At 40.5% G+C, this 16,153-nt stretch carries 18 protein-coding genes; 12 read left to right on the top strand and 6 right to left on the bottom strand.

What is annotated here, in order from left to right; all coding sequences use genetic code 11:
• Positions 1 to 25: 25 nt before the first annotated feature.
• A complete protein-coding gene (locus H5162_RS20595) occupies positions 26 to 1,474 on the bottom strand; it encodes a dihydrolipoyl dehydrogenase (protein WP_182779402.1) in 1,449 nt (482 codons plus the stop codon).
• Positions 1,475 to 1,840: 366 nt separating this feature from the next.
• Positions 1,841 to 2,569 (bottom strand): glutathione peroxidase, encoded by a 729-nt coding sequence (locus H5162_RS20590; RefSeq protein WP_145239576.1) that lies wholly within the window; start codon positions 2,567 to 2,569, stop codon positions 1,841 to 1,843.
• A gap of 114 nt (positions 2,570 to 2,683) precedes the next feature.
• Between H5162_RS20590 and H5162_RS20585 the strand changes: the two genes are divergently transcribed.
• A complete protein-coding gene (locus H5162_RS20585; RefSeq protein WP_149981619.1) occupies positions 2,684 to 3,586 on the top strand; it encodes a LysR substrate-binding domain-containing protein in 903 nt (300 codons plus the stop codon).
• On the opposite strand, the gene H5162_RS20580 is transcribed toward H5162_RS20585, so the two are convergent.
• Positions 3,570 to 4,763 carry a flagellar assembly protein FlgT gene (locus tag H5162_RS20580; protein ID WP_145239570.1) on the bottom strand — a complete coding sequence of 398 codons (1,194 nt, stop codon included), beginning with the start codon at positions 4,761 to 4,763 and terminating at the stop codon, positions 3,570 to 3,572. The genes H5162_RS20585 and H5162_RS20580 overlap by 17 nt on opposite strands.
• A 162-nt stretch (positions 4,764 to 4,925) precedes the next feature.
• Here H5162_RS20580 and H5162_RS20575 point away from each other — a divergent pair, with 162 nt between their 5' ends.
• Complete coding sequence (locus tag H5162_RS20575; protein WP_145239567.1) at positions 4,926 to 5,384, top strand: LPP20 family lipoprotein; 459 nt, start codon at positions 4,926 to 4,928, stop codon at positions 5,382 to 5,384.
• Between the two features lie 480 nt (positions 5,385 to 5,864).
• Here the strand turns inward: H5162_RS20575 and flgN are convergent, their stop codons facing one another.
• The 3 genes from flgN to flgA form a co-directional block, all read right to left on the bottom strand.
• Positions 5,865 to 6,296, bottom strand: a complete 432-nt coding sequence (gene flgN / locus H5162_RS20570; RefSeq protein ID WP_145239564.1) for a flagellar protein FlgN — start codon at positions 6,294 to 6,296, stop codon at positions 5,865 to 5,867.
• Positions 6,289 to 6,603, bottom strand: coding sequence for a flagellar biosynthesis anti-sigma factor FlgM (gene flgM / locus H5162_RS20565; protein WP_145239561.1), 315 nt, complete (start codon positions 6,601 to 6,603; stop codon positions 6,289 to 6,291). The genes flgN and flgM overlap by 8 nt, the downstream gene beginning before the upstream one ends.
• Positions 6,604 to 6,681: 78 nt before the next feature.
• Positions 6,682 to 7,389 (bottom strand): flagellar basal body P-ring formation chaperone FlgA, encoded by a 708-nt coding sequence (flgA, locus tag H5162_RS20560; RefSeq protein ID WP_145239558.1) that lies wholly within the window; start codon positions 7,387 to 7,389, stop codon positions 6,682 to 6,684.
• Between the two features lie 141 nt (positions 7,390 to 7,530).
• Between flgA and H5162_RS20555 the strand changes: the two genes are divergently transcribed.
• From H5162_RS20555 to H5162_RS20510, 10 genes are all read left to right on the top strand, one after another.
• Positions 7,531 to 8,463, top strand: coding sequence for a chemotaxis protein (locus tag H5162_RS20555; RefSeq protein WP_145239555.1), 933 nt, complete (start codon positions 7,531 to 7,533; stop codon positions 8,461 to 8,463).
• A gap of 20 nt (positions 8,464 to 8,483) precedes the next feature.
• Complete coding sequence (locus H5162_RS20550) at positions 8,484 to 9,314, top strand: protein-glutamate O-methyltransferase CheR (protein WP_145239552.1); 831 nt, start codon at positions 8,484 to 8,486, stop codon at positions 9,312 to 9,314.
• Positions 9,315 to 9,514: 200 nt separating this feature from the next.
• Positions 9,515 to 9,925, top strand: a complete 411-nt coding sequence (gene flgB / locus H5162_RS20545; protein ID WP_145239549.1) for a flagellar basal body rod protein FlgB — start codon at positions 9,515 to 9,517, stop codon at positions 9,923 to 9,925.
• 2 nt (positions 9,926 to 9,927) lie between these two features.
• Positions 9,928 to 10,359 carry a flagellar basal body rod protein FlgC gene (flgC, locus tag H5162_RS20540; protein WP_145239546.1) on the top strand — a complete coding sequence of 144 codons (432 nt, stop codon included), beginning with the start codon at positions 9,928 to 9,930 and terminating at the stop codon, positions 10,357 to 10,359.
• Between the two features lie 13 nt (positions 10,360 to 10,372).
• A complete protein-coding gene (locus H5162_RS20535) occupies positions 10,373 to 11,053 on the top strand; it encodes a flagellar hook assembly protein FlgD (protein WP_145239543.1) in 681 nt (226 codons plus the stop codon).
• 55 nt (positions 11,054 to 11,108) lie between these two features.
• Complete coding sequence (flgE, locus tag H5162_RS20530) at positions 11,109 to 12,476, top strand: flagellar hook protein FlgE (protein ID WP_182732600.1); 1,368 nt, start codon at positions 11,109 to 11,111, stop codon at positions 12,474 to 12,476.
• Between the two features lie 159 nt (positions 12,477 to 12,635).
• Positions 12,636 to 13,400 carry a flagellar basal body rod protein FlgF gene (locus tag H5162_RS20525; protein WP_182779401.1) on the top strand — a complete coding sequence of 255 codons (765 nt, stop codon included), beginning with the start codon at positions 12,636 to 12,638 and terminating at the stop codon, positions 13,398 to 13,400.
• A gap of 21 nt (positions 13,401 to 13,421) precedes the next feature.
• Positions 13,422 to 14,210: a flagellar basal-body rod protein FlgG gene (gene flgG / locus H5162_RS20520; protein ID WP_149981578.1), complete on the top strand. Its 789-nt coding sequence runs from the start codon at positions 13,422 to 13,424 to the stop codon at positions 14,208 to 14,210.
• A gap of 18 nt (positions 14,211 to 14,228) precedes the next feature.
• Entirely contained in the window at positions 14,229 to 14,912 is a 684-nt protein-coding gene (flgH, locus tag H5162_RS20515) for a flagellar basal body L-ring protein FlgH (RefSeq protein ID WP_182779400.1), read from the top strand.
• An 11-nt stretch (positions 14,913 to 14,923) separates the two neighbouring features.
• Positions 14,924 to 16,018, top strand: a complete 1,095-nt coding sequence (locus H5162_RS20510) for a flagellar basal body P-ring protein FlgI (RefSeq protein WP_145239528.1) — start codon at positions 14,924 to 14,926, stop codon at positions 16,016 to 16,018.
• Positions 16,019 to 16,153: the final 135 nt, after the last annotated feature.

Below are 16,153 nucleotides of genomic sequence, written 5' to 3'. Positions count from 1 at the left end.
AACTAGCAAACTAGCAAACTAGCTTCTAATTTCCCGGGCCACATTCCATACATTGATTAATGATGTCTGGGCCAAATTTAAGCTTGGCGTTTAAATCACGCAGTGCGGTACGTAGGCCTTCTTCTATCACTGGGTGATAAAATGGCATGTCGAGCATTTGTGGTACAGTCATTTTGTTTTGTACAGCCCATGCCAGTAGGTGGGCGATATGCTCAGCTTGCGGGCCAATAAACTCAGCACCTAAAAATAAGCCTGTGCCTTGCTCTGCGTATAAACGCATATGACCTTTATTTTTCAGCATCACGCGGCTGCGGCCTTGGTTTTCAAAGCTGACTTCACCAACTTCAAAACAACCACACTCACCATAACGAGCCGTTATTTGTTTGTACGTTTCACCGACCATGGCAATTTGTGGATCGCTGAAAACGGCTGCAATTGGCGCTCGGCGCAGGCCAATACGTACATCAGGAAAACGGCCTGCATTTTGCCCTGCTATTGTTCCTTGGTCGCTCGCTTCGTGCAGCAGTGGGATCATGTTACTGGCGTCTCCGGCGATAAATATATTGGAGTCGCCACATTGCATTGTGTGTTTATCAGCGATTGGTACGCCACGTTCATCAAGCTCAATGCCGGTGTTTTCAAGACCGAGTTTGTCGGTGTTTGGTACGCGGCCCGTCGCGGCAAGTACGTAATCAAATTGCTCGGTTTGTTTGTTGCCGTTTTTGTCTACATAGGTAAGCTGCGCTTTATCGCCTACTTGTTTCATATCGGATACGTTTGAATCGGTATCGACAAAAAACTCTTCAGCAAATACGGTATTTGCGTAGTCTTTTATAACTGGGTCGGTAATTGGGCCAATCGCGCCACCCACACCAAATAGTTTTACCTTAACACCTAAGCGATGCAACGCTTGGCCAATTTCGAGGCCAATAACACCAGGGCCAAATACAGCAACTGACTCTGGCAAGTTTTGCCAATCGAAAACGTCATCGTTAATTATCAGTCTGTCGCCAAAGTTATTAAATACGCTAGGGTAAGCAGGGCGAGAGCCGGTGGCAATTACAAAGCGCTTAGCGGTAATAATTGTATGGTCGTCAATCTGTACGCGATTGGCATCTAAAAATTTTGCGTAGCCTACTATTTTATCATCAGTGGGTAGCTCATCTACGGCTTCTACTACAAAGCCTACGAAGCGGTCACGCTCATTGCGCACACGTGCCATTACTTCAACACCGTTTATGGTTGGTTTTGAGCTGTGTACACCAAAGGCTGGCGCGGCTTCAATTGCATGGGCGGCTTCTGCGGCGGCAATAAGTAATTTACTTGGCATACAACCAACACGCGCACAGGTTGTACCGTATGGGCCTGCTTCAATCATTAATACGTTAGGCGTGTGTTGTTTTGCATTGCGGTAAGCGCTTAAACCTGCGGTGCCAGCACCTATTACAACAACGTCTGTGTTTAGTTCTTTCATGGTGATGTCCTCATACCAATTTTATTAAAAAACTGGTTTTAAATTAGTTAATAAAATAGGTATATGCATACCCAAACTACCTCAAGATACAGAATTCAGCGTGTCACAGGGGCTTGTATTAAAACGTTAATTTGCAAAAATGAGTAAGTAACAACTATGAGAGTAAGTTCCTGTGACACGCCCGTTGGGTTGGTTTAAAAGCGATTTATACTGCGTTATTGATTTTAACAATAGAACCACTACTACTTGTAATCAATACCTTGCCTAAATCGCTTTTAACTCCACCTGATGTTCGCATCTTGAAATAGTTTGGGTATGGATAGGGGCATTACTGCCCCTTATTATTTACTTAAGGTATTTACTTAATTAAGCAAAGTATTTTTCTAAATCGTCAGAGCCACCAATGTGCTTACCGCCGATAAATACTTGTGGTACGGTCTCACGGCCTGAAATAGCTTTTAGGCTAGTCAGTGATGCGCCAGCACCCATAGTGATTTCTTCGTATACTAGGCCTTTCTCTGTTAATAATGCTTTCGCTTTTTTACAGAAAGGGCAGCCAGGTTTAGTGAAAATGCTCACCGGCTCTGGTTTAACTTGTTTCGGGTTGATGTAATCAAGCATAGTGTCTGCATCTGATACTTCAAACGGGTCGCCAGGTAAATCTGGTTCGATGAACATTTTTTCAATTACGCCATCTTTAACCAGCATAGAGTATCTCCAGCTGCGTTTGCCAAAACCTAAATCGTTTTTATCAACTAACATGCCCATGCCGTCAGTGAATTCGCCGTTACCGTCTGGTAATAAGGTAATGTTTTGTGCTTCTTGATGCTCAGCCCATGCATTCATTACAAAGGTATCGTTTACTGATAAACACACAATGTCGTCAACGCCGTTTTGTTTAAGTACACCAGCTAATTCGTTGTAGCGTGGTAAGTGAGTTGATGAACAGGTTGGTGTAAATGCACCGGGTAGTGAAAACACAACCACTGTTTTACCTTTAAAAATGTCATCGGTAGTTACTGATTTCCATTCGTCATTTTGACGTGTTGCAAATGTAACCTGTGGAATTGTTTGACCTTCAATATTCTTTAACATGTTTTTTAGTTCCTCTTGATTTGTTGATAGCCATTATGTCGTGAAAGTTATAATAGCTCCAATCGTTTGTTTATATTAGTATGATAGGTATTACCGATTAATTGTGAGTTTGCAGTGAATTTAAAAGATCTTGAATACGTAAAAGCGATTGCGCACTTTAAGCATTTTCGTAAAGCCGCCGATGCATGTTTTGTCAGTCAACCCACCCTCAGTGGACAGGTTAAAAAACTTGAACAAGAGCTTGGTGTTACTTTATTTGACCGCTCTACTAAGCAGGTTACTTTAACGGCTCAAGGTGAACGTTTGTTGACACAGATCAAAGTGATCTTAGAGCAAACCCAAATATTAAAAGAGCTAGCAGCAACGTCATCGTCGCCACTACAAGGTAAAGTAAGAATAGGTATTATTCCAACGATTGCACCGTATTTATTACCCACCTTACTCACCTCGATGAAAGAAGCGTTTGCTGATAGCCAATTTGCTTTTGTTGAGATGCAAACCGCGACTATATTAAGCGCACTGGATAACGGTGAGTTAGATATAGCTATATTAGCAGATGTGCCTGAACTTAAACTTTATCATACAGTTAAATTGTATAAAGAAGACTTTTTGGTCGCTATGTCAGCGCAAAATAGTTTAGCAAAACGCAGTAAAATAGCGTTAGATGAGCTACAAGAGTGCAGTTTATTGATGCTCAGCGATGGTCATTGTTTTAAAGATCAAGCCCAGCAATTTTGTTTTGCCGCTGGGGTTGATGTGTCCAATGAGTACCGAGGTAATAGCTTAGAAACCTTATTAGCATTGGTGGCTATGGATGATGGGGTAACCTTTGTGCCTAAGCTTGCGTGCACAGAGCGTGCAGGTATTAGCTACTTGCCAATCTTCCCAACTCAACAGCGAAGTGTGGTGTTGGCCTGTCGTAAACATTACCCGCATTTAGCGGGCATTGAATTACTTGCTAATTGGCTTATTGAGCACCCAAGCTTACACCAACAATTGACTAAGGCTCTAAATTAGTCAGTTCTACTACATCATTTATTTGAATATTAGGCAGTGGTTGTTGGTCAATACTGACGGCAACCGCACTTTGTTGATATACCTGCTCAACTTGTATTTGATTGAGCGTGGTGATCAGGTGTGGCATTTTATTTCCCGCAGCATCCGTTAAATAGTTATGATGTGCAATATTTAAACGTTGGCCTTTTTCAATACCATGGGCTTTGCCTAAATTAATAATTAGCTTATTGTTTTCTATATGTAGTATTTTACCTTGGGTTTCAAGGCAAGCCATTGCGGCTTGTAAGTCGTAACTAACGGTTTGGTTTATGTCAGCTATATTTTGGCCGTAATCTGAATTCCAAAATTTATCACTAAACACGTCAATAATTGCAGTTTTTTCAAATGGCCAGATAGCTTGACTGCGATAACTTTTTTGCCACATTCGCTCGTAAGTGGTGCCATCAAATAAGGCAAAATCTATTTTATATGAACGTTGGTAGGTTTCGTCCTGCCAAAAAGCATAACTGTTATTGAGTTTATCGCCATTTGAGATATCAACAATTTGACTTAACAATACATACTGAGAATTACTGCGGCTCGATATTTCTTCTAATAGGGCATTACTGTAATCGTATTGTTGATTAAAAAATTCGCCAACGCGGATCGGAAAGTTAAAATAGGCAGTTGGTTTAGCATTCATAGCTGATTGATTTAACGTTTTGTAGAGTGCTTCGCTGGTGGCTTTGTTAATGTCAAATATTTGACCCATCTTCGCTTGTTCGCGATTATTTAATTGTGTTTGGGTGATCGCAACAAATTTAGTAAATTGGTTCGCAGGGCAGTGTTCTTGTTGAGGGAAGATATCTAAGCGCAAAGTAATTGCAAATTGATCGGCTTTACGATCTTCGCTGATCATCTCTATTTTTTGAATTTCGCCATGGCTGTTTATTTTTAGCTGATCTTGAGTTAACACCCCATCTACTAAGGTTTGCATTGAGCTGACGCGTGCCCCTGAGAACACTAAAGCTTGGGTGATAGCATCTTTTATTGCCGCCGATTTTGCCGCACTTATATCATCATTTTTAATGCTTGCATGGCCGGTTGATTCATACCATTGAGCAACTGTATGGGAGGAAAATAGGCTAATACTCAGCCAACTGCTGGCGATTACTACCATTGATAAAATTCGCTTCATTACCCTGACCCCATGAATATACATTTGCTATTAACAGTGACAGAGCAAGGACTGTACCAATTGTTTTGTAAGGTTGCTTTAAAACCGTCATAGCAGTTAATTATGGCATTGATCGTGCATTGAGTTAGTTATTAATGTCTCTTTTAAAGCGTGAGAAAAGCCATGCGTATTGTGATTTCAATTTGTATATTAGCAAGCTTAGGTCTAGCTGGCTGTAGCAGTATTTTTGATAAACATGTGGAATATAAGTATATTGAGCCAGATAACTACCCAATTCTAAAAGCCGTGGGTTATGCGCCGATCAGTGCGCAACCGGGTGATAACCAATCACAACGCTCATTAATGGCGATTAAAGCATCAAAACTAGAAGCGTATCGTGAGCTTGCAGAGCAAGTATATGGGCAAAAAATTACCGCAGGTACCACAGTGCAAGGCAGTATTGCACAAAACGATCACTTGCAAGGGCAAGTACAAGGGATTATTAAAGGCGCACAAGTAATTAAAACCTATGCCGTAGGTGATACCTATGCCACTGAGTTACAACTTGATATGAAGCGGGTGCATGATTTATACATAGGTGAAATTAAACCACGCGAAGTTAAAAAAGTAACTTATTACTAAAACGCTTGATCTAATAAATTCGTTGTTATTTACGTTAGTAACTAACAAAATACACGCTAAAATATCTCACAGTGAATACTTCAGTGCTATGCTTTATTAAATGTTTTTATTTAATAAATCGTGTGGCATGCAAAAAAACAACTCGGTTTTTATTAATATACTTATGGTCGCGTCGGTGAGCGTTTTACACTTTGGCTGCGTGCTTTTGCGAAAGTTTAGTAACTGCCCGTTACTGCATTTTGCGCTATTTTTTTATGTTAGTTACCAGTGTGGTTTTTGCCGATCGTCTACCCAGCCAATTTAATGTTTTTTAAAAAAATTTGTTGGGCCAATGAGCATAGCGGTAGCACGTAATTAGCAAACGATGTTGGTTCAGTCACAGAATCAAACTGGCAATAAAAGTATCTAGCGAAAGGTAGCTATAAATGCAGGGTAAATCAATTAATCAGAAGTAGGCACAGGTGAAGTTCAAAGAAGGGGTTATGCTTTTAAGTTATGGACGATTTTACTGTTACCGTGAACAACACTACCACCTTGGTCATATGTTGTAGAGGTTGGCACACCAATTAAAATGTCTTTTAATTGTTTGACGGTTAATTGTGCATGGTGGGCTGCATGAGCATTAACATCATTTTTCTTTTTACATGACTCTAATAATTTACGCACATCACTAATTAAGTTTGTCACTTCGTCAGATTCAACGTCATTATTTGCAAGTAAGGTTTTGAGCTCTTTGTCTAAAGTTTGAATTTGACTCAAAAAGGCGAGTTTTTGTTTCGCGACATCTTTTAGACCCTCACCACGACGGGAAGCTATAGCGGTTAATTCATCTTCTAAGATATCAGCAAGGGATGTTAAGCAATTTAGCTGCATAACAAGTTTAGAACTGATCAGACTGTTGTGATCAGCCATACACATCAAACTCAAATGCAGCGATATTTTTTGCTAACTTTTCAGCATCAATCTGATATTTACCTTCAGTAATTGCTTTTTTTAGCTCAGCCACTTTGTTGCTATCAAAACCTGAAGACTGCTGTGCTTTGTCTTGCAAAGATTTTAACTGTTGCGCTTGTGGTGTTAAGCTTACTGAATCAGCAGTCGCTTTTGGCGTAGTTGCTTGCGCAGTATTAGCATTATTGTTTTGTAAATCAACTTTTTGCTGTTTTGCATTGGTCAACACATTAGCCTGTTGCTGACCTTTATTTACTTGGCTTACCATGATTTCAACCTATACATTATCCAACACATGCCTTGTTATCGGCAACCATGCTAGAAACTTTAGCATAAATACGAAAGTTTAAATAATTACCTGCACAGACTCAACACCGTCAACACGGGCATTTAAAACTTTCCCTGATTTTGCATTTTTAACTTTTACTTGCTCCCCTAAAGTACCATCTTCTAGGGCTAAACCGGAAGTTTTTATTTTCAATCCTCGAATTATTGCGAAAATAGTGACATTATCCCCTTTGCAGACCATACAGATTTGATTTAAAGCAACAGGGTAACCACTGCGGATATTGCGTTTGCTGCGGCTACCAATCAACAGTTCTTCATCTTGTAAGTACTGTGCTCTTACGAAATGTTTTGGTTTCATAATCAAACGTAAATGATGGGGTTCGATAACTTCACCCCGACTTAAATTTTCAGTGGCTATAATCACAGGGGATAGTTCAATCATACGTACATGAACATATTGACTCCAACCATTTAGGTCATCACATTTTATTTGTACGGTTATTTGGCGATTAAATGGCGGCTCAGTAGGAATATTAAATGCAAGGTCGCTGTTGCAGCCACGATCTGGGATCCGGCTATCCAATGTTAAGGCGTTGAGTTCCTTATCATCGGCAGTATTAGGGTCTAGTTGATCATAGACATGAGATACAGCAAGTTCTTGCAATTGTTCTTTGCTATATGTTTGCGCATACAGTGGAGTTACTAGGCATAAGCTAGCAAGAAAATAAAAAACACTGTATCTTCGGCTTTTTTTTAACAAACTCATAATGTTTCGACTATGCTTATGGTTGAAAACAGGGTATAAATATTTAGCGTCAATAAACAGACGCTCCCGTGTAGTTATGTAGCTTTACAGAAAGAAAGCAATTATTGTTCCGTTCTTATTCGCTTTCTTCAGGAGATTGAAATGGCAGGCATTTTAGACTCAGTTAACCAACGCACTCAATTGGTTGGGCAAAACCGTCTTGAATTATTATTATTCAAGCTAAGAGGGCGGCAGCGCTTTGGCATCAATGTGTTTAAAGTGAGAGAAGTACTGCAATGCCCTCCTTTGACAAACATGCCAAAGTCAAATGCGTATATAAGAGGTGTCGCACATATACGCGGGCAAACTATTTCTGTTATCGATTTATCGATGGCCGTGGGTGGTCCTGCGATCGAAAATATTAAAGATAGTTTTATAATCATTGCTGAATATAACCGTTCCGTACAAGGGTTTTTGGTTGGTGGCGTTGAGCGAATTGTTAATATGAATTGGGAAAAAATAATGCCGCCACCGTCAGGAGCTGGCAGATATTCATATTTAACTGCAGTGACAGAAATTGAAAACGAGTTAGTCGAAATTCTTGATGTAGAAAAAATATTAAACGAAATTTGCCCGGTGAATACCGAAGTCAGTGCTGCAATAGCTAATGATGGTGAAATTCAAAAAGACTTAGGTGAGCGCATTGTGTTTATTGCCGATGACTCTGCCGTTGCTCGTAATCAAGTCAAACGTGCATTAGAGCCGTTAGGCGTGCAAACAGAGCTGGCTAAAAATGGTAAAGAAGCATTAATACGCCTTCGTGAGATTGCTGCACTTGATTGTAAGCATGATATTACCGAGCGAGTAGGATTGTTGATTTCTGATGTTGAAATGCCAGAAATGGATGGTTATACCCTAACCGCTGAAATAAAAGCAGATCCAAAGTTAGCCCCCTTACATGTTATTTTACATACATCGCTCAGTGGTGTATTCAATCAAGCGATGATTGAAAAAGTGGGTGCTGATGACTTTATAGCTAAGTTCAATCCGGATGAGTTAGCTACAGCAGTGAAAAAATGGGTTCATTGTGACTAATTTGAAAAGGCGGTGTTACTTTGGAAAATAAGCATTTACAGCAAAGCGAGTACGATCAGTTTCGCTCTTTTTTAGAGCAACAATGTGGCATTGTTCTGGGAGATAATAAGCTTTATTTAGTCAAAAGCAGGCTTGCTCCGCTAATGGTTCGTTTTAATGTTGAATCATTGTCACAATTGGTTAGTAAAACACTGAGTCCGCATGAGCGGCAGTTACGTGCCGCAGTCGTTGATGCTATGACGACCAATGAAACTTTATGGTTTCGGGATCAATACCCGTTTGAACTATTGCAAAGTAAGTTATTTCCGGAACATAAAGAGTTACGTCGTCCGTTGAAAATTTGGTCTGCGGCAAGTTCATCGGGACAAGAGCCATATTCTATTGCTATGTCGGTTGCTGAGTTTCAAGCTAAACAGCCGGGTGTATTAAAAATGGGCGCGCAGATAATCGGCACTGATATTTCTAATACTATGTTAGATATGTGTAAGCATGCAGAATATGACTCCCTTGCTCTAGCTAGAGGGCTGTCGGTAGAGCGCAGGAAAAAGTTCTTTAAAGATAGTGGCAACGGCATGGCGCAAGTAAACGACTCAATAAAAAAATTAGTGAGTTTTAGACATCTTAACTTATTAGATTCATACGCGCTAATGGGCAAGTTTGATATTATTTTTTGCCGCAACGTGCTGATTTATTTCGCACCAGAGGTTAAAGCCAAAATTATTGCTCAGTTTGCTCAAGCACTAAATCCTAAAGGGTATTTATTTTTAGGCGCATCAGAGTCTATGTCAGGGTTAAGTGACGAATTTGACATGGTACGCTGTAATCCAGGTATTATTTATCAAAAGAAATAGCTTACCAGCGTATTTAACGCGCTAAAACACAAGTTACTCAAATCTCATCGGTGGTAAAACCGAATCTTGAATACTATAAAACGATGTGGCTCCACATCGTTTTTCTTTTTAAATCAAATGATTAAACGAACCATAAAACATCAACCTAATTGGCTCAACTTTTGCATTAATCATCTTAAGTCAATTTTTTGGAGATGGTTATGGCTATCAGTTTTGATAAAGCATTTGGGGTTCATCCTCATGCAATGTTGATCCGTTCGCAACGTGCTGAGTTATTAGCAACCAATATCGCTAATGCTGATACGCCGGGCTATAAAGCGAAAGACATCGACTTTGCCTCAGCATTGAAAGCGGCAAAAAGCCACCAACAAGGCGGCAATAACATGGTAACAACTAACCCAAACCACATTGCCGGTGGCAGTCGTTATGTTGGTAATAGTGAAATGTTTCGCTCGCCAAATCAAGCAGATACAGGTGATGGTAACTCGGTTGATATACAAGTGGAACGAAACTTGTATACAAAGAACTCATTAGAGTATCAGGCAAGCCTGCAATTTATGAGTAGTAAAATTAAAGGCCTTAAAAAAGCCCTCGGTAGTCAAGGAGCCTAAGCATGAGTTTATATAACGTTTTTGATATTTCAGGTAGTGGTATGAGTGCGCAAAATGTGCGTTTGAACACAACCGCGAGTAATATTTCAAATGCTAATAGCATTAGCTCAAGCCAAGACAAAACTTACCGGGCGCGCCACCCTGTTTTTGCAGCTGAACTGATGAAAGCATCAGAATCAAGCGGTAATGTTCAGGGGTCGTCTGTTGGCGTTAAAGTGTTAGGTATTGTAGAGAGTAATAAACCATTACAAATTGAATATAACCCTAATCATCCTAGTGCGGATGAAAACGGTTATATCTACAAACCTAACGTTAATGTCGTTGAAGAAATGGCTAATATGATTTCTGCCTCACGCTCTTATCAAACCAATGTGCAAGTTGCTGATGCAGCGAAGCAAATGTTAAGTAAAACACTGTTGCTTGGGCAGCGGTAATTGAGGAAAGATTATGAGTAACGATATCAGCAGCACATCGTCAACTTATTTAGATTCGATTAAGTGGCAAGATAAACAGGTTAGCAGTGATAAGAAAAGTGATGCGTTAACCCAAGAAGATTTCTTCTCATTGTTAACACAGCAACTGTCGTTTCAAGATCCCAGCAAACCAGCTGACAATGATCAAATGATCGCGCAGATGACAAGTTTCACCATGGCTGAAGGTATCTCAAACCTTAATAGTAATTTTCAGTCATTAGCCGCATCGATGACATCTAACTCAGCACTACAAGCATCGACTTTAGTGGGTAAACAAGCATTACTAGAGTCTAATACATTAGACCTAAACGATGTTGGTAGCGCTAAAGGAACCGTGGTTGCAGAAGAGCCTGTAGAAAACTTATTTCTACGAATTGAAGATTCATCTGGTCAGTTGGTGCGTAGTATTGATTTAGGTGCGCAATCAGCGGGCGCTGTCCGTTTCGAGTGGGACGGCATGAATGATAATAAAGAACGTTTACCACCAGGTGAATATAAAATTAAAGCTGAAGGGCAGTTAAATGGTGAGTACACGGCTTTACCTATAGCTACTTTTAAGAATATCGAGAGTGTTAATATTAATGGTGCAAACGGCATTATTATAAACACTAAAGAAGGTGCGGTTAGGCTAGCTGACGTTGCAGAAATCGCGTAAAAATTTTAATTATTAGTTAGCCACAGGCTAAACATTGACAGATTAGAGGTGAATTATGAGCTTCAATATTGCATTAACTGGCATTGCTGCCGCACAAAAAGACTTAGATGTAACAGCAAATAATATTGCTAACGTAAATACGGTAGGCTTTAAAGAGTCACGTGCTGAATTTGCTGATGTATACGCATCTTCGGTATTTAGTTCAGGCAAGACAAAAAATGGTGATGGTGTACAGACAACGATGGTGGCACAACAGTTTCACCAAGGTTCACTAAAGTTCACTCAAAACTCATTAGATTTAGCTATCACAGGTGAAGGTTACTTTGCCATGAGCCAAGATTTAGGGGCACAAGATTTTACTTATTCGCGTGCAGGCGCATTTAAACTTAATAAAGATAACTTTATTGTTGATGCTAAAGGCAATTACTTGCAGGGTTTTCCTGTTGATGAAGCTACAGGTGATACAACATCGGTAAGTTTAAGCACGTCATCAGCGTTACAGATCCCTGATTCATCAGGATCACCGCGAGCTACGACGAATGTTTACTCGTCGTTTAACTTAGACTCGCGTGCAACCTCGCCGTCAATAACTACTTTTGATCCTACAACGAGCGCATCATATAATAGCTCAACATCAACAACAGTATACGACTCGTTAGGTGAGCCGCATGTTTTACAGTTTTTCTTTGTTAAAACAAATTCTACAGTAACGGGTAATGATAATGAGTGGCAAACTTATGCGACCTTAGATGAAAAGCCATTTAGCCCTGCAGGTGTTGAAGAGACTGCTCCTCCTTACACACCATTATCAACCTTTCAGTTTGATTCTAGTGGTAAGCCATTAAACACAGATGGTGTCGCGAATACAGATAACACATTCAATCCATTAGCAATTCCAAGCGGTGCTGGTGCGGCAGTAGGGCTATCTGATTTATTAACAAATGGTGCCAGCTTCCCTGAAAATGTTACTGTTAATTGGCGCGATGAAGCGGCCACCGATAATAAAGTCCCGACTCAATATGCTAGTCGTTTTGAAGTTAAAGCACTTGAGCAAGATGGTGCTACTGTTGGACGTTTAGCCGGTATTGATATTGGTAGTGATGGTAAGATTGTCGCTTCATACAGTAATGGAGATACCTCATTCTTAGGACAAGTAGCGATGGTGCGCTTTTCTAACTCACAAGGCTTACAACAAGCTGGTGATACAGGTTGGAAAAAAAGTTTGACGTCTGGTGAGCCAATCGCTGGCGAACCAGGTTCTGGTACTTTAGGTTCCATTAACTCTACAGCGCTTGAGCAATCAAACGTGAATTTAACGAATGAACTCGTAGATTTGATCAGTGCACAGCGTAACTTCCAAGCAAACTCACGTGCGCTTGAAGTGAATTCAACACTACAGCAAGCTATTTTGCAGATCCGCTAATCTCGTTCTAATATTTTTTATAATCCGACACCTAGGCTGCTATTTATTAGCAGCCTTTTTTATTTGCGATTGATTATTTTTTGTAACTTATCACGTCAGTTTATTGTGGCACTTATCTTGCATTTGTCATGTTATAGATTTTTAACGTGAGTCGATGTTATGGACAAGATGGTCTACATTGCAGCGTCTGGAGCTAAGCAAAGTTTGCGGGGCCTAGAGCTTAAAGCAAATAATTTAGCAAATGCCAATACCACAGGTTTTAAAGCTGACTTCGCACAAGCGCGTTCGATGCAAGCTTTTGGCGAAGGCCTGCCGACACGTGTATTTACCATGCAAGAGCGGCCTGGTTCCAATATGACTTCCGGCGGTATTGTTGAGACTGGACGTGATCTAGATATTGCTATGAGCGATAAAGGATGGCTTACGGTGCAAGATGCTTCAGGTAATGAGGCATATACAAAAGTCGGTACGTTGAATATCACTCCTGACGGCGCTTTGATCACCAGTCACGGGCGTCAAGTTATTGGCGAAGGTGGACCAATTATTTTGCCATTGCCAGTGGAGAAAATTGAATTTAGTGAAGATGGCTCTATCCAAGTTCGCCCGCAAGGAGCTCCAGCTAACTTTTTAGAAGTTGTTGATCGTTTGAAGGTGATCAAGGCAAATAATTCAGAGCTTGAAAAAGGTAATGATGGCTTATTTCGGCCAAAGCCTGAATTACTGGATAATGATATATGTGGATTTTGTGACATCTCTAATGATGTGAAAGTGATGAGTGGCACTTTGGAAATGTCAAATGTGAATCCGGTACATGAGATGGTGGATATGATAAGCCATCAACGCCAATTTGAATTACAAGTTAAGTTAATGAAAACGGCTGAAGAAATTGACGAACGTCAAACTCAATTGCTGCGTATTGTTTAACTTTATTGAGAGGACATTAATATGAATCCTGCATTGTGGATAAGTAAAACGGGGCTTGATGCTCAACAAACCGATATTTCGGTTATCTCAAATAATTTAGCCAATGCCAGTACTGTTGGTTATAAGAAAAGTCGTGCTGTATTTGAAGATTTGCTTTATCAAAATATTAATCAGCCAGGGGGGCGTTCATCACAAGATACAGAGATGCCTTCTGGTCTGATGCTTGGTGCTGGTACCAAAGTAGTTGCTAATCAGAAGAACTTTTCTCAAGGTAACATGTTAACCACTGAAAACTCATTGGATTGGATGATATCAGGGCCAGGTTTTTTTGAAGTTTTACAGCCCGATGGCAATATCGCCTATTCTCGAAATGGTCAATTTACCACGGATGAAGATGGTCGTATTGTTACTGCTGGTGCAGGTTTTCCTGTGCAGCCAGAAATGAATGTACCTGATGATGCGAAGTCAATTACCGTATCACAAGATGGTGAGGTGTCTGTGAAAATAGAAGGACAACCTGAGAATGTGGTGATTGGTCAGTTAACGATCAGTGACTTTATCAATCCATCAGGTCTAGAGCCTGTGGGCCAAAATTTATATACCGAAACGGCCGTCAGTGGTGCACCTGTACAAGGTAACCCTGGTCTAGAAGGATTAGGCACTGTTGTCCAAGGCGCACTTGAAACCTCTAACGTAAATGTAACCGAAGAGTTAGTTAACCTAATTGAAACTCAACGTATCTATGAAATGAATTCAAAGGTGATTTCAGCGGTTGATGAAATGATGAGTTATATCAGTCAGCAACTTTAACTAATTCGGAGCAAAGTTATGCGTAATTTATCTATAGTCTTAACGGGTGCATTTATATTGAGTGGTTGCATGACTACTCAAAACCACAGCGTGGTTCAAGATGATCCATACTATGCTCCTATGTACCCAGAGCCTGCTGCAGAGCAAGTTGTGCCGACAGGCTCATTGTTTGATAGCAATTTATCAAACGATTTATATTCAGATAAAAAAGCCTTACGCACCGGAGATATTATTACAGTTAAACTGCAAGAATCGACGCAATCATCAAAAGCAGCTAAAACTGAAACGGATAAACAAAGTGATGCCAGCTTAGATCCTGTCATTGGGTTAGGCGGACTACCGGTTAATATTGGTGGCGATAGTATTCAGTTTGGTGTGGGCAGCGGTGCTAAATTCAAAGGTGATACTAAGTCAAATCAATCTAATAGTTTATTTGGTGATATTTCCGTGAATGTTATGCGGGTATTACCTAATGGTAATTTAGTGATCCGTGGTGAAAAATGGCTGACTTTAAACACCGGTGAAGAATTTATTCGTCTGGAAGGACTTGTTCGTCCGCAAGATGTTACTGCAGATAATACTGTGACCTCTAACAGAATCGCGAATGCGCGTATTCAGTATTCTGGTAAAGGGCAAATGCAAGAGACTCAAACGGCAGGATGGTTAACTCGATTCTTCACCAGCTCTCTGTTCCCTTTTTAAAGGATGTTGATATGAATAGCTTGAAAGCGTTGCTGTGTATATGTTTATTAAGTTGGCACTTTAGTGCAAGCGCTGAACGTATTAAAGATGTCTCAATGGTTGAAGGCGTTCGCTCAAACCAGCTGGTTGGTTATGGTCTCGTGGTTGGTTTACCTGGCACCGGTGAGCAAAGTCGTTTTACTGAACAAAGCTTTAAAGCCATGCTAAATAGTTTTGGTATTACCATGGCATCGAATTTAAAACCCAAAATCAAAAATGTAGCAGCGGTTGCTGTGCATGCAGAATTACCTGCATTTAGAAAGCCAGGGCAGACAATCGATATTACTGTATCGTCAATTGGTAGTGCGGGTAGCTTACGTGGTGGAACATTACTACAAACCTTTTTGAAAGGGGTTGATGGAAATACTTATGCTATCGCGCAAGGTAGTCTAATTGTTGGCGGGTTAGGTGTCGAAGGAGCTGATGGTAGTAAGATCGTAATGAACACGCCCACGGTAGGACGTATTCCAAATGGCGCAACGGTGGAACGGGCAATTAAAAGTCCTTTTATGCAAGGTGATTACATAACCTTTAATTTAAATCGTCCAGATTTCACTACCGCTAAACGTTTAGAGCAAACTATTAATGAACTTATCGGCCCAGACAGTGCACATGCACTTGATGCCGCTTCAATACGTGTTATTGCACCGCGTGATGCGTCGCAGCGTGTTGCTTATTTATCTACGCTTGAAAATTTAGAGTTTAAACCAGCGGATACTTCGGCAAAAATTATCGTTAATTCACGTACTGGTACCATAGTGATCGGTAAAAATGTAAAGTTACAAGCGGCGGCAATTACCCATGGTGGCTTGACTGTTACGATTGCGGAACAGCAAAATGTATCTCAGCCTAACGCATTAAGTGAAGGGGAAACGGTCGTTACTAATCAAAGTATTATTGATGTTAACGAAGATGATTCTCGAGCCTTTGTATTCAACCCAGGTGTTAGTCTTGACGATTTAGTACGGGCAATTAACGAAGTCGGCGCAGCGCCCGGTGACTTAATGGCAATACTAGAAGCATTAAAAGAAGCGGGGGCCATCAGCGGTCAACTCGTGGTTATTTAACCATATTGACCCCCTAAGTTTGCGTTAACTCGCATTTAGGGGGGCTTGACTTGCATAATTAATCAACGCTTTTATACTTTCGCAAACTCGCAAACTCGCAAACTCGCAAACTCGCAAACTCGCAAACTCGCATTG

It is taken from the genome of Pseudoalteromonas sp. SR41-8, from assembly GCF_014163915.1.
Taxonomy (GTDB): domain Bacteria; phylum Pseudomonadota; class Gammaproteobacteria; order Enterobacterales; family Alteromonadaceae; genus Pseudoalteromonas; species Pseudoalteromonas rhizosphaerae.
This window is presented reverse-complemented; position numbering and strand designations above follow the sequence as displayed.